This is a genomic window from Ciceribacter sichuanensis (assembly GCF_024055605.1).
Taxonomy (GTDB): Bacteria; Pseudomonadota; Alphaproteobacteria; order Rhizobiales; family Rhizobiaceae; genus Allorhizobium; species Allorhizobium sichuanense.
Genome location: NZ_JAMXLX010000002.1, coordinates 161,770 through 182,107, shown reverse-complemented (window position 1 = coordinate 182,107; position 20,338 = coordinate 161,770). Strand labels below are relative to the sequence as shown.

The window sequence follows — 20,338 nt, the reverse complement described above, 5'->3', positions numbered from 1 at the left end:
TGATCCGGCTTCGAGATCATTCGTCGCCGGTGGTAGTGATCAGGCCACGCCAGACGGCCTCCGCGACTGCCTGCGTGTTGGTGGCGACGTTCAGCTTGCGTCTGGCATTGGACATGAAGAAGCGCACGGTGCGTTCCGATATGCCGAGGATCACGGATGTCTCCCAATAGCTTTTGCCGGCCGCCGCCCAAGTGAGCGCTTCCCGTTCGCGGGCAGTCAGTTCGGATCTTCCCCGCCTGGACATCGAGCGGGGTGTTCGACCGGTGACGATGGCGGCATGAAATCGTGCAGCGAGATCGTGCAGATAAGGGTCGTTCTGGCGCCGGTAGTGCTCCCAGTCCGCGGACGGCAGGCTGGAGTTGATCGCCATCAGGGCCGAGCGACCTTCGCGCGCTGGCAGCGGATAGATGACGCCATGGAGAGCGATCGGGAGATCCTCGGAAAGCTGATGCAGCGTTTGCGCCTCGATGGTGCGGTCGGCGAACCATGACCAGTCGAGCACGCCGATCGCATTGAAGGCTGCCCGCATCGATGGGCGGGTGACATGGTCGGGAAGAGCCCTGACCGCACGCACCAGGACCGGCGTGAAGGTGTGGTGCAGCCGGTGCAATCTGACGCCTGCGGGGGTTACGGTGGCTTCGGCGTAGAGCAGATTGGCAAGGCCAAAGGCCTTTTGCATCCTTCTGAAAAACTGTTGCGGTCGAACGCCCTTTTCGCTTTCAAGCCAGTCCAGCAGGTCGAAATATCCGCCCTGGTACGTCATACTGAAACCCTGAAATTACATGGGTCAAGATTGGGCGGAGGGCAAGCGGTTGTCCAGCCAAATTTTAGGGCATATATCGGGCGCGGGACGTCGGCGCATTATCCCCGCCAATCGGTGGCGGGGAAATTCTTTTCCAATGATTCAACGGCTTACATCAGTCGGGCTGGGATGCCTCGACAACGGCGAGAGCCGCCATGTTGACCACGCCGCGAGAGGTGACCGACGTCGAGAGGACGTGTGCCGGAAGCGCCGTTCCGAGCAGGATAGGGCCGACATGCAGCGCGTCCATCATGGTGCGAACGATGCCGAGCGAAATGTTGGCGGCATCGAGATTGGGGAAGACCAGAAGATTGGCTTCGCCCGTCAGCGTGCTATGCGGCATGGCCCGCTTGCGCAGGCTTTCCGAAAGGGCGGAACCGCCCTGCATTTCGCCATCGACTTCGAGTTCCGGCGCCTGTTCGCGGATGAGTTTCAGCGCCTCGCGCATCTTGCGGGAGCTCTCGGAATCGCGCGAACCGAAGTTGGAGTGCGTGACCAGTGCCGCCCGCGGAGTGATGCCGAAGCGACGGATCTCCTGTGCGGCGAGGATCGTCATTTCGGCGATCTCGGCTGCGGAAGGATTGTAGGTCACGAAGGTATCGGTGAAGAAGATCGCGCCGCGCTGCGAGATCAGCAGGCTGAGGCCCGAGAAGGCGCAAACGCCGGGCTTCTTGCCGATGATCTGGTGGACATCGCGCAGATGGCGATCGTAGCGGCCTTCCACACCGCAGATCAGCGCATCGGCTTCGCCGCGCTTGACGGCGAGCGCCCCGATCACGGTGTTGTTGGTACGCACGATGGTGCGCGCGGCTTCCGGGTTGATGCCTTCGCGGCCGACAAGGGCGAAATAGTCATCGACATATTCACGGTAGCGCGGATCGTCTTCGGGATTGACGAGGCTGAAATCGACGCCCGGGCGGATGCGCAGTCCGAAACGGTTGAGGCGGGCTTCGATGATCTGGGGACGGCCGATCAGGATAGGCTGTCCGGTACCTTCCTCGAGCAGGACCTGGGCTGCGCGCAGCACGCGTTCGTCTTCACCTTCCGCGAAGATGACCCGCTTCTGCGCCTTTTTCGCCGCCGCGAAGATCGGCTTCATCACGAAGCCCGAGCGGAAGACGAAGCGGTTCAGCAGGTCGAGATAGCTGTCGAAGTCGGTGATCGGGCGCTTGGCCACGCCGCTTTCGGCGGCGGCGCGCGCGACGGCTGGCGCAATGCGCAGGATCAGGCGAGGATCGAACGGCGAGGGGATCAGGTAGTTCGGCCCGAAGGTCGGGGTTTCGCCCGTATAGGCGCGGGCGGCGACTTCCGAGACTTCCTCGCGGGCAAGTGCCGCGATGGCGCGCACGGCGGCCATCTTCATCTCTTCGTTGATGGTTGTCGCGCCGCAATCGAGCGCCCCGCGGAAGATGTAGGGGAAGCAGAGGACGTTGTTGACCTGGTTCGGGAAGTCGGAACGACCCGTGCAGATCATTGCGTCCGGGCGGGCTTCGCGGGCGAGATCCGGCATGATTTCCGGCGTCGGATTGGCGAGCGCCATGATCAGCGGCTTCTCTGCCATCTTCGTCAGCAGGTCCGGCTTCAGGACACCCGCGGCGGAAAGACCGAGGAAGACGTCCGCGCCCTCGATGGATTCAGCCAGAACGCGCTTGTCGGTTTCCTGCGCGTAGACCGACTTCCAGCGGTCCATCAGCACCTCGCGGCCGACATAGACGAGGCCTTCGACGTCGTGGACCCAGATGTTCTCGCGGCGTGCGCCGAGCGTGACCAGCAGGTTGAGGCATGCGAGTGCTGCGGCACCGGCGCCCGAGGCGACGATCTTCACGTCCTCGATCTTCTTGCCGGCAAGTTCCAGTCCGTTGAGGATGGCGGCGGCGACGATGATTGCCGTGCCGTGCTGGTCGTCATGGAAGACCGGGATGTTCATCTTCTCGCGGAGCTGAGCCTCCACCTCGAAGCATTCCGGCGCCTTGATGTCCTCAAGGTTGATGCCGCCGAAGGTGGGTTCCAGCGCGGAGACGGTGGATACCATCGCGTCGACGCCGGCAGCGTCGATCTCGATGTCGAAGACGTCGATACCGGCAAACTTCTTGAACAGAACCGCCTTGCCTTCCATGACCGGCTTGGAGGCCAGAGGTCCGATATTGCCAAGGCCGAGCACGGCCGTGCCGTTGGAGATGACGGCTACGAGATTGCCGCGGGCCGTGTAATCGGCGGCGGTTTCCGGTTCGTCGCGGATCGCGAGGCAGGGAGCGGCAACACCCGGAGAATAGGCGAGCGCCAGGTCGCGCTGGTTGCCCAGCGGCTTGGTTGCCTGGATCTCAAGCTTTCCGGGACGGGGATAGCGGTGATAAAACAGGGCCTGTTCATCGAGGTCCGCGACCGCGGTCGTCGGCTGCGGCTTGTTTTTTTCGGGAGCGTTCATCGGGTCCATCGGCATCGTCGTTTCAGGTTATCGAGATCCCTGAATACACCAATTGGCCCCGGGGGGAAGTCCCATTCGGTTCTGATCGCAACCACTTTACGGGCGGTGAAGGGGCGATGGCCGGGTGGCGGACCCTATCCGGCCATTGCTGCGTTTCGCCGTACCTGCTTCGGCCCTGTCCAAGCGCCTGAGCGGTGCAGGTCCCGTCGCATGTAGCCCTGCGCGGGGAGAGAGGGCGGCGGCACAGGCGAAAAACGATGATCCCTGAAGCTGACCTCAGACAGAAGGCGTGATGACCGGCGGCAGCGAAGTGGGGCCGATGCCGTATTTCGACTTGGCGGCCGGGGTGCTGCCGGTGGGTTCACTGGTGGTCTGTGCGCAGGCGGCGAGTGTAAGGACAAGGCCCAATGCGACGATGAGTTTCTTCACGGATTTTCTCCTTGTCGGGCCTTCCGGGAGGATGGTTTCTCATGGCCCGTGGATGAGATGTTGATGAGAAAGTCAATTTTGGTTTATATTGAACACATGTGTTCAAAAGTCAACAATTGCGTCTGTTTGTCGCAAGCGAGTGGAGCTGGACGTTTCGAGGTGAATGATCTGGCGTCCAACGGTGGGAATCTGATATTCGAGTTGCCGTTTCCGATGGGCCGTGTTCACGCGAGGAATAGGGAACTTCGTCCGGATTCATGTGTTTACCGGTCATTTCTCACAATCGGAATCAGGATGCTTCAGGTGGGGCTGACCAGGGGAGTGAATGTCGGACGCCTTTGGGCCGGCCGATGGACCACGGAGGTTGTCTTCACGTGCCAAATGTAAAATGCCGTATCTACGATGCCGCCATGCGGCTTTTTTCCCGTAAAGGTTCTGATCGAGTGACGATCAGTGATCTTGCCGAGGAAGCAGGTGTCGCGCGCGGAACCATCTATAACGCCATACCGGACCCGGGCAGGCTGTTTGAGGATATTGCGGGCGATCTGGCAAGCGAGATGCTGCTCAAGGTGCGAGGCAATCTGGAGGCGATCAGCGATCCGCCGTTACGGCTGGCCTGTGGTATACGGCTCTTCATCCGCAGGTCGCATGAGGAGCCCCAATGGGGCCGCTTCATGGTGCATTTCGGTTTCAGCAACCGCACGCTTCAAGGGTTGCTCGCAGGAACCTCCGGCGAGGATCTCAGGCTCGGGATAGAAAACGGTCGTTACGCGATCCAGCATGAGCAGGCCAATTCGGCGCTCGCGATCATCGGCGGCGCTACGCTTTCCGGCATGATGCTGGTGCAGGAAGGCTATAAGACCTGGCGGGACGCTGGCAGCGAGGTTGCCGAGCTTGTTCTTGTGTCGCTAGGGGTGGAGCGGGAGGAGGCCGGGCTTCTCTCACGGCACCGGCTGCCGGAACTCGCCTGAACCGCCCGACAGTGTCGGGTTCCGTCGCCTGTTGTGCCGTCAACGACCGCTGCCGCATGTTTTTGCCCGGATTTTCTCGCCTGCAACGGCATATCCCCAGTGTGTCATCTTCCTGAAACACGAGTCTGGTTTGAGCCAGTCATGGTTTCATGAGGCGAGATCAAGAGGATGGCGACCGTGAGTGGGCAGACGGATACGCGGCATTTCAGAACCCTTTTCATTTCCGATGTGCATCTGGGTTCAAAGGCGGCGAAGACCGATTTTCTTCTCGATTTCCTGCGGACCCATGAGGCCGACACGATTTTCCTCGTCGGCGATATCGTCGATGGCTGGCGGCTGAAGCGAAGCTGGTACTGGCCGCAGGATTGCAACGACGTCGTACAGAAGCTCTTGCGCAAGGCGCGCAAAGGTACCCGTATCGTCTACATTCCCGGCAATCATGACGAATTCCTGCGTGGCTTTCCGGGTACCCATTTCGGCGGCATCGAAGTTGCCGAACGCATGATTCACGAGACCGCCGACGGCAAGAAGTATCTGGTCCTGCACGGGGACGAATTCGACGTCGTGGTGCGCAATGCGCGGCTGCTCGCCTATCTCGGCGACTGGGCCTATGACACAGCGATCGCGATCAACTTCCTGCTTGCCGGATTTCGGCGTCGGCTGGGGATGCCTTACTGGTCGTTCTCCTCCTGGGCCAAGCAGCAGGTGAAGCAGGCCGTCAACTTCATCGGTGAATTCCAGCGGGTCGTTGCCGACGAGGCGCGGCGCAACGAGGTCGATGGCGTGATCTGTGGTCACATCCACCATGCCGTGATGGAAGACATCGACGGTATCCATTATGTCAACACGGGTGACTGGGTGGAAAGCTGTACGGCGATTGCCGAACATCCCGATGGCCGATTCGAGCTGATCAACTGGGGCCATCTCGTGGGTGCGGCCAAGCCTGCTAAGCAACTCGCCATGGTTCCGGTGCCGCTTGCGCTTGCTTCGATCAAGCAGGAATCTGACGAGGACATTCGCGCGGCGTGAGGCCGCCAGCCCAATCGCGCGAATTATCGGTTTTTGTTGTGGCTTTGCCGGCTTTTGGAATCTTTAACGCCGGTTAAGGATTTCATCCTTGGGCGGTCTGGCTATACTGCGCGGAATCCAAGTTTCGCGCAGGCGGCCTTCACCGGCGAGTGCGCATGGCCAAAGCGTAGAAGTCGTCGGGATAGTGAAGCCGGTTCATCCAGAAAACGCGTCTATCGAGATTCATGCCCTGCCCGACCGGGCAGGGCGGCGGCTTGAGCTGCGCGGCATATGGCGCAACAACAGCCTCGGCGCGATGTTGCATAACGCGGGCCGTCTGGCCGATGGCGAGAAGAGTATCGTTGAAATCGACCTGTCGCAGGTTGCCGCAATGGATACTGCAGGCGCCTGGCTCATCCGGCGGTTCGTCGCCAAGCAGCACGCGGAAGGCGTTTCCGTCGCCTTGACCGGTGGCAGCGATGCCATGCGGGAACTCATTGCCGCCATGCCGGAGAAGGTGAACGAGCCGAGCCAGAACGACGTCAAGAGCCCGCTCTTCCAGCGTATCTTCGGCCCCATTGGCGAGACGGTGGTCGATCTCTGGCAGGATTTCGTCGCCATGATGTTCGTGCTGGGCTCGGCGGTGCGCGGAGCGCAGACCAAGCTTGGCCGCGGTAGCGGCGTTTCTCCTGCCTCCGTGGTCAACCAGCTGGATCACATGGGCGTGCGGGCCGTTCCGATCATCGTGCTCATGTCTTTCCTGATCGGCGCGATCATCGCCCAGCAGGGCGCATTCCAGCTCCGCTATTTCGGGGCGGAAGTCTTTGTCGTCGATCTGGTCGGCATCCTGCAATTGCGCGAAATCGGCGTGCTGCTGACGGCCATCATGATCGCCGGACGTTCCGGCAGCGCCATCACCGCCGAAATCGGCTCGATGAAGATGCGCGAGGAAATCGATGCGCTGAAGGTCATCGGTCTCAATCCGATCGGCGTGCTGGTGTTTCCGCGCCTCGTGGCGCTGACGATCGCGCTGCCGCTTCTGACCATCGTCGCCAACTTCGCAGCACTCTATGGCGCGGCCGTCGTTGCCTGGGCTTATTCCGACATCACCTTCGATGTCTTCACCACACGGCTGCATGATTCGATCGATTATTCGACCATCGCGTCGGGCATGATCAAGGCGCCGTTCATGGCGCTCATCATCGGCATCGTCTCGGCGGTCGAAGGCATGAAGGTCGGGGGCAGTGCCGAATCACTCGGGCAACACGTCACGGCCGCGGTGGTGAAATCGATTTTCGTCGTTATCCTTGTGGACGGGCTTTTCGCCATGTTCTACGCAGCGATCGATTTCTGAGGAGGGGATGATGGCAGATAATCTCCCCGACACACAGAAACGCGAAGCGGTCCTTTCCGTGCGTGACCTGACGGTCGCCTTCGGCGAGAAGGTCGTTCTCGACCGGCTCAATCTCGATATTTACCGGGGCGAGATCCTCGGTTTCGTCGGAGCCTCAGGCGCTGGTAAATCCGTGCTGATGCGCACGGTGCTACGGCTTCTGCCGCGGCGTTCCGGCACGATCGAGATCCTCGGGGCGGATTACGACAAGGTGTCGGAAGCCGAGCGCGTGACGCTCGATACGCGTCTTGGTGTGCTTTTCCAGCACGGCGCGCTCTTTTCCGCCTTGACGGTCAAGGAAAACATCCAGCTGCCGATGCGCGAATATCTCGATCTGCCGAAATGGCTAATGGATGAGCTCGCCTATCTGAAGATCGAGTTGGTAGGCCTCGATCCGGATGCGGCTGACAAGTATCCATCCGAACTTTCCGGCGGCATGATCAAGCGAGCGGCGCTCGCACGTGCGCTTGCGCTCGACCCGGACCTTCTTTTCCTCGACGAACCGACATCGGGTCTCGATCCGATCGGCGCCGCCGAGTTTGACGAACTGATCGCGCGGCTGCGCGATACGCTCGGCCTTACCGTCTACATGGTGACCCACGATCTCGACAGCCTGTTTTCCGTGTGCGACCGCATCGCCGTGCTGGGACAGAAGCGGGTCTTGGTTGAGGGAAGCTTAGACGATATGCTCGCCTGCGACGATGCATGGGTGAGGTCGTATTTCAGGGGCAAGCGCGCCCGTTCCATTGAGAGGCCGGCAGCCCCGGCTCAAAATCCGGTGAGTGACTGACCTATGGAAACCAGAGCCAATTATGCCATCGTCGGCTTTTTCACGGTGCTCGTCATCGCGGCGGCGTTCGGTTTCGTCTACTGGATGGCGGAATATGGCCGCGGCGGTCCGGTTGCGCCGCTCGCCATCCGCATTCCCGGCTCGGCAAATGGTTTGAGTATCGGCTCGCCCGTACGGTTCAACGGTATCGCGGTCGGCTCTGTGCGCAATCTCTACATCGACAAGGATGACCCGCAATTCTCCGTCGCCTTCACCGAGGTGCGGGCCGATGCGCCTGTTTCCAGTTCCACCAAGGCCGTGCTTGAAATCCAGGGGTTGACCGGCGCCGCCTATATCGAGCTTTCCGGCGGTAACGCTGGCGGTGAGAATATTCTGGAGAAGGCAATCGCGACCGGCGAACCGGCTGTCCTCATTGCCGACCAGTCGAGCGTGACCAACTTGCTTGCGACTGCGGACAAGATCCTGCAGCGGGCAAATGGCGCTATCGGCGAATTGCAGGGTTTCATCGAGGATTCGCGAGCGCCGCTCACCAATACGGTGAAGAATGCGGAGACCTTCTCCAAGGCGCTTGCCGACAATGCCGATGGTATCGACAAGTTCCTGGAGAGCGTCAGCGCGCTTTCCACCTCGGTATCCGGTCTTTCGGGGCGGCTTGATTCGACGCTTTCCGCGGCCGAGGACCTGTTCAGGTCGCTCAATTCGGAAAAGATCGACAAGATCCTGACAAACACGCAGGAAGCGACCGCCAATTTCGCCGAGGCATCCAAGAAGATTGCGCCGGCGATCGATGGCTTCAAGGAGACCGCGTCGACCTTCCAACAGTTCGGCGTGCATGCGGACCAGACGCTGACGAAAATCAACACGCTCGTCGATGCGGTTGACAGCCAGAAGGTGGGCAGGGTCGTGGATGACGTTTCCGTGGCGGCTGCGGACGCGCGCACTGCCATTTCCGGCTTCAAGGATCTCAGCCAGAGCGTGACCAACCGGCGCCAGGACATAGATCAGGCGATCACCGATTTCACCCAGCTCGCCAACAAGCTGAACAACGCTTCCGAGCGGGTCGACGGTATCCTTAAGAAGGTCGATGGCATTCTCGGTTCGGACGACACGAGTTCGCTGACATCAGAGGCGCGCAAGACGCTGGAATCCATTCGCATCATGGCCGAAAACCTGAATGCGCGGATCACTCCGATTGCCGACAACCTTGCCCGCTTCTCCAATGGCGGTCTCAGGGATATACAGTCGCTCGTTACGGATACGCGGCAGACTATGCGTGATCTCAACGATGCGATCACAAACTTCGATCGCGACCCGCAGCGGTTGATTTTCGGCGGTGAAAACGTCAAGCAATATGACGGACGGACTCGGCGGTAATGATGATCGAAGGCCAAAAGGACAGGGCTGACATGATGGTAGGCGTTTTGCTGGCGCGTCGACGGATCGGGCTTCTTGTAGCGGCGATCGTCCTGCCGATTGCGATGGGCGGGCTCAGCGCCTGCAGTTCAGCCGCGAAGAACGACACGTTCGATCTGTCGGCCTCGCCGAAAGTCGAGACGACTGCGTCGGCGCGAAACAGGCAGCTGCTGGTCGCCGACCCCTCCGCCCTGAAGGCGGTCGACAGCGAACAGGTGCTGGTCCGCGTCTCGGGATCCGAAATACGCTATCTGTCGAATGCCCAGTGGAGCGACAAGCTGAGCCGCATGGTGCAGTCGAAGCTAGTGGAAGCCTTCGAGAACACCGGTAAGCTCGGTGGCGTCGGCACGCCCGGGCAGGGGCTCGCCATCGACTACCAGCTGATTACCGACATCCGTGCGTTCGAGATCGACGCCAGTGGCAGCAGCCGCGCGGTGGTCGAGATTTCAGCCAAGCTGCTCAACGACCGCAACGGCACCATCAAGGCCCAGCGCGCGTTCAGCGCATCGGTGCCGACCGGCGGCTCGACGAATGAGGTCTATATCCGCGCGATGGATCGCGCCTTCGGTCAGGTGACCGCGGAAATCGTTGCCTGGACGCTGACCCAGCTCTGATCGGCGAAACGCCTTCGCCGGATTTCGGCGGGGCCATTTCATGAATGACCACGGTTTTGGGCCGCGCGGTTTTGAATGCTGCGCGTGGAAACGTTTGACGGCAGGAATTTGCCTCTGTTTCGTCTGACGCAAAGCGAACCATATCTCTGTTCTGTACGATATACTCTGGCTCTGACAGCTCTGTCGTGCTGGCCGACGCACGCGCCGGCATTGAGCGATATCAGGTCAAAATAAAAACCCCGGAGTCTGTTTGCTCCGGGGTTTGTTCTTGTCTTCGCCTGCTGGCGCCAGCGGCTCAGCTGAAGCGGCCGGCGGCGTGGGCGAGCATGGTATAGACCTTGCCCGTATCCGAGGTCAGGTAGGACTGCGTGACGCTCTTGTCGCGGTCGGTGCGGGCGACATCGGCGAGCAGCTTTTCGAAGTCGTTGATGTAGCGGTCGACAGCGGTGCGGAATTCCGGCTCGCGGTCGTACTTGCGCTTGATCTCGTCGAAGGTCTGCTGGCCTTTCAGCGTGTAGAGGCGGCGGGTGAAGACGTCGCGCTCGCCGCGCTGGTAGCGCCGCCACAGTTCGACCGAGGCATCGTGATCGATGGCGCGAGCGATATCGACCGAGAGCGAGTTCAGCGATTCGACCATGTGGCGCGGATTACGGTTGTCGGCCTGCCGCTGTTGTACAGGCGGCTGTTCGACTGGGCGAGCCGGTGCGGCAGGACGGGCAGGCTGGGGAGCCGCCATTCCATGTTCTTCGTCGCGCGACGCGCCGCGCAGGAGGTCGCTGATCCAGCCACCGGTTTCCTGACGGGCTGCGGGAGCGGAAGCCGGTGCGGGGACCGGAGCCTGGGTGGCGTTCAGGCTGCCACGCAGGCCGAGTGGCTCGGTGGCACGTGCCTGGACTGGCGCTTGGACCGGCGCGGGTGCCGGAACAGGCGCAGGCTGCGGGGCAGGGGTCGGTGTGGCTGCCCGGCGCGGCTGTTCGGCCGGGCGAGCTTCCGCGAGGCGACGTGCGACCGGCTCGGAGATTTCCAGCGACTGGGTTGAGCGACCGACGAGCTGGGAGATATCCTGCAGCGCCTTGATCTGTTCGGAAACGGCACGCCGCATGGCGGCGGCACTTTCCTTGGCCTCTTCCGGCAGGTCGAATGCACCGCGCTTCAGCTCGCTGCGGGTGAGGTCGAGTTCCTTGCGGATATCCTGGGCCGAGCGGCGGATCTCGTCTGTTGCGCCGGCAAAGCGGCTGACGGCTTCCTCGACCGACTGGCGAAGGGCTTCGCGCAGGTGGTTTGCAGCGCCATCCGACTTGCGTCCGGCTTCGCCGAGCAGCTTGTCCACGTCGGAGAGCGAAGCGGTGAGGCCGCCACGCAGACGATCGGCAAGATCGGCAGAACGCTTTTCGGCTTCCGACAGGGTTTTCTCGATCGACTGGTTGGCCTCTTCGCCAGCAGAAAGCAGCGCGTTGCGCATGCTGCCGGCCGTGGCGTTGGCCTGCTTTTCGGTTTCTGAGAGGATCTTGCCGATGTCGGCAAAGGACGTCTGAATGCTCTGGCGCAGGTTGCCTGCAACCTGACCCGAGCGTTGTTCGGCGCGTTCGAAGGCGGATTCGACCATGTTGGTCAGGCCCTGCATCGTCGTTTCGATCTCCTCGGAACGCTTGACCAGACCGACAGCCAGATCACGCAGCGCCTGCTGGCGATCCTCAAGCGTGCCGACAAGGTTGGACTGGGCGGCCGACAGGAGGTCGGATGCCTGGCCGAGGACCTTGGAGTGATCGCTGAAGCGGCCGACGATGGCGGTGACCTGAGACAGCGTGTCGTCGGAAATCGAGGACAGGCGCTCGAGCTTGCCATCCAGCAGTCGGCTGGAGGTCGAGATGAGGTCGGCAGCCTTGGACGATGCCTCGGCGAAACGTTCCGTCGTCTGGCCGAGTTGGCTGTCTGCCGCGACGATATTGGTGGCAACCTGCTCGATCATGCCGGCAAGGCCGGTATTGCTTTCGCCAAGACGCTGGATCAGGCGACCCGCGCTTTCGGCAATGCTGCTCTCGGCAGTGCCCAGAGCCTCGACCGCCTTGTCAGCGCGCTCGCTGATGGCGGCCACAACGGCCTGGTTTTCGGAACGCAGGCGTTCGGCGCTGAGGCGGGCGGCCTCGGTGATGCGCTCGGCTGCAGCGCGGCCGGTTTCCGCATATTCCGCAATGACCGGTGTCGCCTTCTCGTCGATCAGGCGCGACAGTTCCGCGGAACGGCCGGCGAGCATCGAATTGAGTTCGCGGGTGCGTTCGTCGAGGACTGCGCGGATCGAATTGCCGCGGGCTTCCAGTGCCTTGTCGACCGTGTTCATGGTCTGCGCCAGTTCCTCCGTATTGCCGGCCAGCGCTTCGCGGATTGCTGCCGCCCGGGTTTCCAGCGTGTTGCCGGCTTCCGAAAGGGTGCCCGAAAGCGCCTGGATCTGGCTGCTCACGAGGGTCTCGGCTTCCGCAACCTTGTTGGCGATGATGTCGCCGGCTTCGGAGAAGGTCTGAGCGACCGAAGCAGCCTGGCCGGCGAGGCGGCTCTGGGTCTCGGCGATGCGGTTTGCCAGATCCTCGGACCGCTCCTCGACGGCGCGGCTGAGTTCGGCGCTGCGCTCGCCGATCCGCTCGGCAAACTGCTGACCGCTCTGGTTGAGCAGGTCGACGGAACGTTGTGCCTCGGCGTCGAGTTCGCGGGCGGCGTCGGAAACGGCGCCGCGCAGCGTGGTGGCGAGGCCGGCAGCCTTGCCTTCGATGGTGCGGTTGACGTTGTCGAGACCGATGTTCAGGGCGCGGTCCATGGTGGACAGGCGTTCATCGATCTGGGCGGTGCGGCCCTCGAAGGTCTGCGCAACGAGGTTGGTCCCCTCTTCAAGGATGCGCGAAACGCGTTCTGCGGCCTCGGTCCCAACCTTCTCGATATCGGAAACCTTCTCGGCCAGCTTGGCGGCAAAGATCTCGCCGGCATCGGCGACGCGGGTGTCGACACCGTCCAGGCCGTTGCGGATCCGGTCTTCCAGCGTGCCGAGGCTCGTTTCGATCCGGGCGCTGGTCTCGTCGAGACGTGCGCTCATGCCACCGACCGACTGTTCGACGCGGCTGGAGAAGTCCTCCGCCGTGCGGGTGATCTCGCCGGCGACGTTGCCGATCTGGCCGACCAGCGACCGGGCGGTGCCACGCAGGCGTTCGTCGAGAGCATTGCCGCTCTCGTCGATCGTGCGGCGCAGGGCTTCCTCGCGCTGTTCAAGCGTCATTTCCAGCATGCCGGCGCTGGCGGCAAGCGATGCGCCCATGGAGGCGCCATGCTCGGTGAGCGTGCTTTCCAGCTGGCTGCGGGCGTCGTTCAGCGCCAGGTTGATGGCGTTACTACGGTCGTCCAGCGTCGAGCGGATCCGCTCATGGGTGTCGGAGAGCTTGCCGTCGATGTCGGATATGCCCGAGGAGAGAGTCTGACCGATATCGGTGAGCACCGTGTTCAGGGCCTGACCGATGCGGCCCGATCCTTCGCCCAGTGCCTTTTCGATGTGGTTGCCCGCTTCCTCCAGCGTGGAGCTGAGGTAGGACGTATGGCCTGCCAATGCCATGTCGAGCTGCTCCTGGCTCTCGCCATAGGCAGCGCGGATCGTTTCCGCCTTGTCGGCGAAGGTGGCTTCGAGGCGCCGGTCGGCTTCGGCAACGGTCTCGACGATTGCACTGGTGCGACGATCGAGCGTTTCTGCGAGCCGGGTCTCGGTTCCGCTGATGGATTCCACGAATGCGGTGGCGCGACCGTCCAGCGTTTCGTCGAGACGTGCCTGTCCCTCGGAAAGGGTACGGGCAATCTCGCGGCTGCGAGCGTCCAGGGTCTCGTCAAGGCTTGCCTTAACCTCGGACATGGACTGCACGATCTCGCGGCTTCGTGTCTCGAGCGTCTCTGCGATCTGGTCGTGATTGAGTGACAGTGCAAGGCCGATGGCTTCCGCGCGGCCGTCGAAGGTTTCGTCGAGGCGGGCATGGCCTTCGGCCAGCGTCTGTGCAATCTCGCGGCTTCGGGTCTCAAGCGTTTCTGCGATCTGGTCGTGGTTGAGCGAGAGAGCAAGGCCGATGGCTTCCGCGCGACCGTCGAAGGTTTCGTCAAGACGTGCATGGCCTTCGGAGAGCGTCTGGGCGATCTCGCGGCTACGGGTTTCGAGCGTTTCTGCGATCTGGTCGTGACTGAGCGAGAGCGCAAGACCGATGGCTTCCGCGCGGCCGTCGAAGGTCTCGTCGAGGCGAGCCTGACCGTCGGCGAGCGTCTGGGCGATTTCGCGGCTGCGGGCTTCGAGCGTTTCCGAGAGCTGGTCGTGGTTGAGCGAAAGTGCAAGGCCGATCGCCTCCGCGCGACCGTCGAAGGTTTCGTCCAGACGGGCCTGACCGTCAGCCAGGGTCTGCGCGATCTCACGGCTCTTGGTGTCAAGCGTTTCGGCGAAGCGATCGTGGTTGCCGGACAGCGCGTTGATGATCGTCTCTGCGCGGCTCGCAAGGGTCTCGTCGAAGCGGGACTGGTTGTCGGCGAGCGCGTTGTAGAGTGCACCACCGCGTTCTTCCATGACGGCGTCAATGCGGCGCTGGGCGTTCTCAAGGCTTTCAGTGAGCGCCTGGGCGCGGGCCGACATGGCATCCGCGATTTCCTGCGCGCGGTTGGCGAGCGCCGAGTCGATGAGTTCCTGCCCGGTTCCAACTGCGGTCGCCAGCGCGAAGGACTGGTCGGTGATCGTCGAGCCCAGTCGGTCGATGCTGGAGCTGAGGATGCCGTCGATTGCCTCGGAGCCGCCGCTGACGGTCTCGTTGATGCGGGCGAGGCTCTCCATGAGCTTGCTGTCGAGCGAACCGGCGCGCTGGTCGAAGGCGCTGGCGAATTCCGCTACGCGCTCGTCGAATGCCGTGTTGACCTGACCGATGGTGGCCTCGAGACGGTCCTCGAAGAGGCCGGAACGCAGGTCGAGATCAACGATCGCGTCGTCGACACTGGACTGCAGGCTCTGGCGGAAGGTCTGGCCCTTCTCGTCGAGGCTGGCATTGAGCTTGGCGAGTGCATCGCCCAGCGAATTGGTGATGCCCTGTTCGCCGGTGGTCAGCTTTTCGGCGATTTCGCGGGTTCTTTCGACCAGGGTCTCGTTGAGCTGGCGTGCGCGTTCGCTGAGCGCTGCATTCAGCTTTTCGGTATTGGCGTCGAGCGAGGACGCGCGGGTCTCAAACTCTCCGAGCAGTTCGCGTCCGCGTTCGGCCAGCGTACCGGTGAGCTGGTTGAGGCGCGTGTCGAATTCGCTTGCGAGCGAAATGCCTGAAGCGCTCAGGGTCTGGACAAGGTTTTCCGTCTTGACGGCGAGCAGGGTGCCGATGGCGCTGGCAGCCTGGTCGGATTTCTCCATCAGGGCGGCGGCACGGGTGTCGATCAGGGATGCAAATGCTTCGCCCGATGTCGCCAGACGCACGGAGATTTCTTCCGTCGCAAGCGAAAGTTCTTCTTTCAACTGCTCGTGGGCGCCGACGATGGAGGTGCGAATGCGTTCGGCGTGGTTGACGATCGCATCGCGTTCGGAGCCGAGTTCATGGACGAGGCCACGGACACGCAGTTCGTTGTCCGTGTAGCTGCGCTCCAGCGCGCTTACTTCCGAGTGGACGAGGGTTTCGAGTTCGGTCGCTCGGGCGATCGTGCGCTCGATGCCTTCGTTCATCGCGGAAACTTCGCGGCGAACGGCCTGTCCGACGGTCATGATGCGTTCGGAGGCGATGGTTTCCGGCTCGGCAAGACGCAGAGCCACTTCCGCCATGGAGCGGGCGGCGTTGCGCAGGTCATGGGCGCGGGCCATCATGATGGCGAATGCGAAGAAGAGCAGGACCGGGATGATCGTGCCGATCACGATTGCGACGACGCCCGGCATGGCCACGACGTCGGCCATCGTCGGCGCCTGCCAGATCTGGCTACCGTAGAGGAGCTGGGAAAGGCCGATCGCGGCGATAACCCACAGCGCCGAGACAATCGCGGCGTTGCGGATGGCCGAGCGCATCGAGGCGCCTTCCAGCGACTTCATAATCGCTGCGGGACTGCGGCGCGAAGCATCGTTGGCCGGTTCGAAAGAGGGAGCCTTGGGCGCCGGTTCGGGAGCAAGCTCGCCGGCGCGCGCGGCCCGTCGCTCCGCCTGTTTTTGTGCAGCAGCGGGGCGCGGGGTATTGGACTCGGACACTTTTGCCTCCGGTGCGTGTGGCGTCGGTCGGGTTTTCGACGCGGGCTTCTCTTCTTCGTCGAAGTCGATCCTCAGGGCCGCTTCGAGAGCCTGAAACGCGCTGTCGTCAATCGACTCGACCGTCTTGTTGTTCGCCATAGGGTTACGCCTCGCTACCGCCTACTGGGCCGGTTCCTGCCTTGCTCCCTCAGCCGCCTGCAACAGGGGCGCGGCATCGACCGCCTTACACATGAATTTCCCGCTGCCGCCACGCCAGAAGGAAATCCCTTTGGATTACAAGGGCCGGACCGTGCCTGTTTTCAGCACACATAAGGATAATTCCTTATCATCTTCCGACCATTGGGCAAAGGTTTACACCCTTCACCCATATGAGCGTATCGTAGTGACACATTCGCCGATGCGTTACAATTAAGCGGCCCTCCATTCCCAATCGGCAGGGTTGGTTGTTAACAGCATTTAAACTAATTTAGCGCCTGAAACATCATTTGAGACAAATGTTTAATGCTTGTTAACCATGTCGTAAGGTTTCCGCCGCAAATGGGCCCGAATTTAACTGGATAGGCACGCCGTCGTGAAAAACATCATGGCACCCAATAACGATAAAAAAAGGAAAACTGGCCATGGCGGCGCTGAATATCGCATTCGAAGCCCCCGAGAATTCCGGCGGGCGTTGCCCCTCCCAAAATCGTCCGATCGACCTGGTTCACCTTGCCAAGCAGACCAAGGGCGACAAGGCGCTCGAAATGGAAGTATTGCAGATGTTCGCCCGTCAGGCCCGTGGCTGCCTTCAGGCCTTCGGCAATCCGGCGAGCACCGAGACCCGCGAGACGATCGCTGGGCGATTGAAAAATGCGGCAAACGCCGTGGGCGCCCATTCGGTCGCTGCCGCCGCGACCGTCGTAGAGGCTCGCGGCAACGAACCGGCCGCCATCGCCGCCGTCGCTGCTGCGGTCGTAGAAGCCGAAAACTTCATCTGCAAGCTTTGCCGCTAAACGTTTTTCGGTGGCCGGACGCCATGCGTTTCGACCGCCGGTAGCCGACTTGCTGCACGGGGCCTTCGATAGCCTCGTGCTGCAGTGCGCTTTCGCCCTGCGGAATGTTGACTGGCAGGGCGATTTGGGGGATGACTTCGCCGGTTTTCAATACGCGACGTCTGGACATCTCATCATGGCACAACTCAACATCATCGCATTCGACGGCACCCGTTTCGACCTTTCTGTGGAAGAAGGCTCGACGGTCATGGAAAATGCGGTGCGCAATTCCGTTCCCGGTATCGACGCCGAATGCGGCGGCGCCTGCGCCTGTGCTACCTGTCATGTCTATGTCGACGATGAATGGGTCGAAAAAGCCGGCTCGCCTTCGCCGATGGAAGAAGACATGCTCGACTTCGCCGTCGATGTGCGCCCCAATTCGCGTCTTTCCTGTCAGATCAAGATGACGGCGGCTCTCGACGGGCTGACCGTTCACGTGCCCGAACGCCAGGGCTGATCCCAAGACTTCCCAAGGAACATGCGCCAAAAAAAAGCCTCGCCCGTCGGCCAGCGAAGAGCGAGGCAAGTGGGCGCATCGCCCTGACAGGCGAGGGAGGAAACACCTGCGGCACCAGGATGCGCCAGGAGAACTCGGGGAACCCGCTTACAAATGTGATGAACTGTGAATGACATGACACTTGTATTTCAGCTTTTCATCAAGTGCTACCGGAAGAAATAGCCGGTTATTCACAGGGCAATGCGCAAGTTTCGCGCAAGCTTCGCCGTCAAACGGCCACTTTTCCTGCCATCCGCGGTTATCTGCGCTTCAGTTCTGGACGTTCTTGCCCCTGGAGCGGTATTCGAGAATGCGAATCAGTCGATTCTCGAAATTCAGCGCCTCGACGCGGTCGAAGGCGATCTGGGCCTTGTCATGTTCCTCGACGGTTCTGGCCGTCAGGTCCGCCACCTTGGCCTGAAGCGTCTCGCAATCGCGAGCGGGCCTCAGGCGTTTCAGCGATTGCTCCAGCTGACGGGCGTGCTGCCTGGCGATTTCCGCGTGGCGTTCCTCGTGGCGCTTGATGTCGCTCGATAAGGCGTCCCAGATCATGCCGAGTTCGCGGTTGGCGCGATTGCGGTTCTTCCAGCGTGGCAGGATGATCTTGGTCTTCAGCGTCACCTTGACCTCGCCGACGGAACAGCGTCCATTGGATGGCAGATAGGTGATTTCTCCGCCGAATTTGATCTGGGTGGCGCCCGGGTGACGGCTGCCGCTGGTCTTGGTCATCGGGCCGCGCTTCTCAAGCTCCCGGTCGAGTTCCTCGGCGGTCCGGCCGCCAATCTGGAAGTAGCTGAAGCTCTTGTTGACGATTGTCTCTGCTTTCGACTGAGGAGGGGAAAGCGCCAGCATGATGGCTGTAATGGCCGTAATCCCCAGCCGGTTTGCAAACGTCATTCTTCATATCCGCGATGTTGTATTCGCCGCGACCTTGGGGCATAGCGACAGCGAGCGCAATATCGGTGCCCGCAATTTTTTGAGAGTGGAAAGGGCCGGTCATGGTTTCAGAGAATGTCACGAACTGGCACCTTGCCCATGGACGGAAACTTCTACTCGGAGAAAAGGGCCGGCTGATGGCGATCGTCAACGTTACGCCCGATTCCTTTTCCGATGGCGGCAGACACTTCAGTGTCGAGAGGGCCGTCGAGCACGCGCTTTCCTGTATCGCGGAGGGCGCGGATATCCTCGATATCGGGGGTGAATCCACCCGTCCGGGTGGCGATCCCGTCAGTGCGGCGGAGGAGCAGGACCGGGTTGCGCCGGTGATCGAGCGGCTGGCGAAGGAAACCGACGCGCTGCTCTCCATCGACACCTATCGGGCGGAAACAGCTCGGGTCGCGGTCGCAGCCGGGGCCCATATTGTCAACGATGTTTTCGGGCTGCAGCGTGAACCGGATATTGCCGAAGTCGCGGCGAAGACGGGCGCAGGCCTGTGCATCATGCACACCGGGCGGGACCGGCAGAAGCTCGCTGACGTTGTGGCGGATCAGTTCGCTTTCCTTGAACGCTCGCTGGAGATCGCCGTGGCCGCAGGCGTTGCACGCCAAGCGATCACGCTCGATCCGGGTTTCGGTTTTGCCAAGGAAACGACTGAAGAGAATTTCGAGCTGATGGCTCGGCTTGAGGAAGTCTCGGCGCTTGGCTATCCGCTGCTGGTCGGGACGTCCCGCAAGAGGTTCCTTGGTACGGTAACCGGTCGTGAGCCGGCCGATCGGGATGCTGCTACGGCTGCGACGACCGCGCTTCTTCGGCTGAAGGGCGCTTCGGTTTTCCGGGTGCACAATGTCGCGATCAACAGGGACGCCCTGCTTGTCGCCGATGCTATGATGGCTGCTGGCCGGAAGGCTGCAAGGGAATGCGTCAAATGACCGATATCTACACGATCACACTGAAAAACTGTGCCTTCTTCGCCCGGCACGGCGTCTATCCCGAGGAAGAGTTTCTCGGCCAGCGTTTCTATGTTGACGCAGAGTTCGACGTGGCTGGTGCCGAGGCTGCCGAGAACGACGAGCTCGACGGCACCGTGGATTACGGGATCGTCTTCAAGGTGATCGAAGAGATCGTCACCACCAGCAGGAAGCTCCTGATCGAGGCGCTGGCGCTGACGATCGCCAAGGAACTCTGCGTCAGGTTTTCGCCGATCAAGCGTGCGCGGATCACCGTCCGCAAGCCCAGTGCACCGGTTCCCGGCATTCTCGATTATGTACAGGTGAGTGTTGAACACTTCAGCAAATAACGCCTGGCGTCCCGCGACGCTGGGGCTTGGCGGCAATATCGGGGATCCGGTCGCCGCGATGGCGCTCGCGCTACGCCGGCTGGATGCGCGCCCGGATTGCCGGGTCACAGCCGTATCGCGCCTCTACCGTACTCCGCCATGGGGCAAGACGGATCAGGCCGATTTCTACAATTCCTGCGCTCTCGTGGAGACCACGCTTTCGGCCAAGGCTCTTCTTGCCGTCTGTCTCGACATCGAGCGCGACATGAAGCGGGAAAGGATCGAGCGCTGGGGGCCGAGGACCATCGACATCGACATCCTGACCTATGATGACGAGCGCCATGGCGAGGAGGCGCTGAAAGTGCCGCATCCGCGCATGACGGAGCGCGCCTTCGTACTGATGCCGCTTGCCGATATCGCTGCCGATCTTCCGGTGGACGGGAGGCCGGTTTCCGACTGGCTTGGTGATTCGGATGCCGGTGGAATTGTCGTGGCAAACGAAAACCGCGCCTGGTGGCGCGGTTGAAATGCTTCCGG

At 61.7% G+C, this 20,338-nt stretch carries 16 protein-coding genes; 11 read left to right on the top strand and 5 right to left on the bottom strand.

Annotated elements, in window-relative coordinates; all coding sequences use genetic code 11:
- Positions 1-16 precede the first annotated feature (16 nt).
- The 3 genes from NBH21_RS26050 to NBH21_RS07250 all read right to left on the bottom strand — a co-directional run bounded on the left by NBH21_RS26050 (position 17) and on the right by NBH21_RS07250 (position 3,656).
- Complete coding sequence (locus tag NBH21_RS26050; RefSeq protein ID WP_280924134.1) at positions 17-763, bottom strand: helix-turn-helix transcriptional regulator; 747 nt, start codon at positions 761-763, stop codon at positions 17-19.
- Between the two features lie 154 nt (positions 764-917).
- The gene (locus NBH21_RS07255) at positions 918-3,227 is read right to left on the bottom strand and encodes an NADP-dependent malic enzyme (protein WP_250916132.1); all 2,310 of its coding nucleotides are present in this window, start codon (positions 3,225-3,227) and stop codon (positions 918-920) included.
- Between the two features lie 276 nt (positions 3,228-3,503).
- Positions 3,504-3,656: a lipoprotein gene (locus NBH21_RS07250; protein ID WP_250916133.1), complete on the bottom strand. Its 153-nt coding sequence runs from the start codon at positions 3,654-3,656 to the stop codon at positions 3,504-3,506.
- Positions 3,657-3,913: 257 nt separating this feature from the next.
- Here NBH21_RS07250 and NBH21_RS07245 point away from each other — a divergent pair, with 257 nt between their 5' ends.
- The 6 genes from NBH21_RS07245 to NBH21_RS07220 all read left to right on the top strand — a co-directional run bounded on the left by NBH21_RS07245 (position 3,914) and on the right by NBH21_RS07220 (position 9,845).
- Positions 3,914-4,627 carry a TetR/AcrR family transcriptional regulator gene (locus tag NBH21_RS07245; protein WP_342452004.1) on the top strand — a complete coding sequence of 238 codons (714 nt, stop codon included), beginning with the start codon at positions 3,914-3,916 and terminating at the stop codon, positions 4,625-4,627.
- Between the two features lie 168 nt (positions 4,628-4,795).
- The gene (locus NBH21_RS07240; protein ID WP_250916135.1) at positions 4,796-5,656 is read left to right on the top strand and encodes a UDP-2,3-diacylglucosamine diphosphatase; all 861 of its coding nucleotides are present in this window, start codon (positions 4,796-4,798) and stop codon (positions 5,654-5,656) included.
- Positions 5,657-5,840: 184 nt separating this feature from the next.
- Entirely contained in the window at positions 5,841-6,989 is a 1,149-nt protein-coding gene (locus NBH21_RS07235; RefSeq protein WP_250916136.1) for an ABC transporter permease, read from the top strand.
- Positions 6,990-6,999: 10 nt separating this feature from the next.
- On the top strand, positions 7,000-7,818 hold the full coding sequence (locus NBH21_RS07230) for an ABC transporter ATP-binding protein (protein ID WP_250916137.1): 819 nt from the start codon (positions 7,000-7,002) through the stop codon (positions 7,816-7,818).
- Between the two features lie 3 nt (positions 7,819-7,821).
- A complete protein-coding gene (locus tag NBH21_RS07225) occupies positions 7,822-9,192 on the top strand; it encodes an MlaD family protein (RefSeq protein ID WP_250916138.1) in 1,371 nt (456 codons plus the stop codon).
- Positions 9,193-9,224: 32 nt separating this feature from the next.
- A complete protein-coding gene (locus NBH21_RS07220) occupies positions 9,225-9,845 on the top strand; it encodes an ABC-type transport auxiliary lipoprotein family protein (RefSeq protein ID WP_250916139.1) in 621 nt (206 codons plus the stop codon).
- A gap of 295 nt (positions 9,846-10,140) precedes the next feature.
- Here NBH21_RS07220 and NBH21_RS07215 read toward each other — a convergent pair whose 3' ends face one another.
- Positions 10,141-16,197, bottom strand: a complete 6,057-nt coding sequence (locus tag NBH21_RS07215) for an apolipoprotein A-IV repeat region-like domain-containing protein (RefSeq protein ID WP_250916140.1) — start codon at positions 16,195-16,197, stop codon at positions 10,141-10,143.
- Positions 16,198-16,679: 482 nt separating this feature from the next.
- On the opposite strand from NBH21_RS07215, the gene NBH21_RS07210 reads away from it, so the two are divergent.
- Entirely contained in the window at positions 16,680-17,051 is a 372-nt protein-coding gene (locus tag NBH21_RS07210) for an Hpt domain-containing protein (RefSeq protein WP_250916141.1), read from the top strand.
- A gap of 175 nt (positions 17,052-17,226) precedes the next feature.
- Positions 17,227-17,547, top strand: a complete 321-nt coding sequence (locus NBH21_RS07205; protein WP_250916142.1) for a 2Fe-2S iron-sulfur cluster-binding protein — start codon at positions 17,227-17,229, stop codon at positions 17,545-17,547.
- 309 nt (positions 17,548-17,856) lie between these two features.
- On the opposite strand, the gene NBH21_RS07200 is transcribed toward NBH21_RS07205, so the two are convergent.
- Entirely contained in the window at positions 17,857-18,483 is a 627-nt protein-coding gene (locus NBH21_RS07200; protein WP_250916143.1) for a DUF922 domain-containing Zn-dependent protease, read from the bottom strand.
- Between the two features lie 101 nt (positions 18,484-18,584).
- Between NBH21_RS07200 and folP the strand changes: the two genes are divergently transcribed.
- From folP to folK, 3 genes are read left to right on the top strand one after another with little or no spacing between them, the layout of a single operon-like run.
- Entirely contained in the window at positions 18,585-19,454 is an 870-nt protein-coding gene (gene folP / locus NBH21_RS07195) for a dihydropteroate synthase (protein WP_250916144.1), read from the top strand.
- Positions 19,451-19,822 (top strand): dihydroneopterin aldolase, encoded by a 372-nt coding sequence (gene folB / locus NBH21_RS07190; RefSeq protein ID WP_250916145.1) that lies wholly within the window; start codon positions 19,451-19,453, stop codon positions 19,820-19,822. The genes folP and folB overlap by 4 nt, the downstream gene beginning before the upstream one ends.
- Positions 19,803-20,327: a 2-amino-4-hydroxy-6-hydroxymethyldihydropteridine diphosphokinase gene (gene folK, locus NBH21_RS07185; protein ID WP_280925021.1), complete on the top strand. Its 525-nt coding sequence runs from the start codon at positions 19,803-19,805 to the stop codon at positions 20,325-20,327. The genes folB and folK overlap by 20 nt, the downstream gene beginning before the upstream one ends.
- The last annotated feature ends 11 nt before the right edge of the window (positions 20,328-20,338 follow it).

What these genes read in the sequence shown, in the direction of transcription:
- NBH21_RS07255 (WP_250916132.1), bottom strand. Translation starts at nt 3,227, where the DNA reads ATGAACGCTCCCGAAAAAAACAAGCCGCAGCCGACGACCGCGGTCGCG.
- NBH21_RS07240 (WP_250916135.1), top strand. Translation starts at nt 4,796, where the DNA reads ATGGCGACCGTGAGTGGGCAGACGGATACGCGGCATTTCAGAACCCTT.
- folP (WP_250916144.1), top strand. Translation starts at nt 18,585, where the DNA reads ATGGTTTCAGAGAATGTCACGAACTGGCACCTTGCCCATGGACGGAAA.
- NBH21_RS07205 (WP_250916142.1), top strand. Translation starts at nt 17,227, where the DNA reads ATGGCACAACTCAACATCATCGCATTCGACGGCACCCGTTTCGACCTT.
- NBH21_RS07215 (WP_250916140.1), bottom strand. Translation starts at nt 16,197, where the DNA reads ATGGCGAACAACAAGACGGTCGAGTCGATTGACGACAGCGCGTTTCAG.
- NBH21_RS07230 (WP_250916137.1), top strand. Translation starts at nt 7,000, where the DNA reads ATGGCAGATAATCTCCCCGACACACAGAAACGCGAAGCGGTCCTTTCC.
- NBH21_RS26050 (WP_280924134.1), bottom strand. Translation starts at nt 763, where the DNA reads ATGACGTACCAGGGCGGATATTTCGACCTGCTGGACTGGCTTGAAAGC.
- NBH21_RS07225 (WP_250916138.1), top strand. Translation starts at nt 7,822, where the DNA reads ATGGAAACCAGAGCCAATTATGCCATCGTCGGCTTTTTCACGGTGCTC.
- folB (WP_250916145.1), top strand. Translation starts at nt 19,451, where the DNA reads ATGACCGATATCTACACGATCACACTGAAAAACTGTGCCTTCTTCGCC.
- NBH21_RS07220 (WP_250916139.1), top strand. Translation starts at nt 9,225, where the DNA reads ATGATGGTAGGCGTTTTGCTGGCGCGTCGACGGATCGGGCTTCTTGTA.
- NBH21_RS07210 (WP_250916141.1), top strand. Translation starts at nt 16,680, where the DNA reads ATGGCGGCGCTGAATATCGCATTCGAAGCCCCCGAGAATTCCGGCGGG.
- NBH21_RS07245 (WP_342452004.1), top strand. Translation starts at nt 3,914, where the DNA reads ATGTGTTTACCGGTCATTTCTCACAATCGGAATCAGGATGCTTCAGGT.
- NBH21_RS07200 (WP_250916143.1), bottom strand. Translation starts at nt 18,483, where the DNA reads ATGACGTTTGCAAACCGGCTGGGGATTACGGCCATTACAGCCATCATG.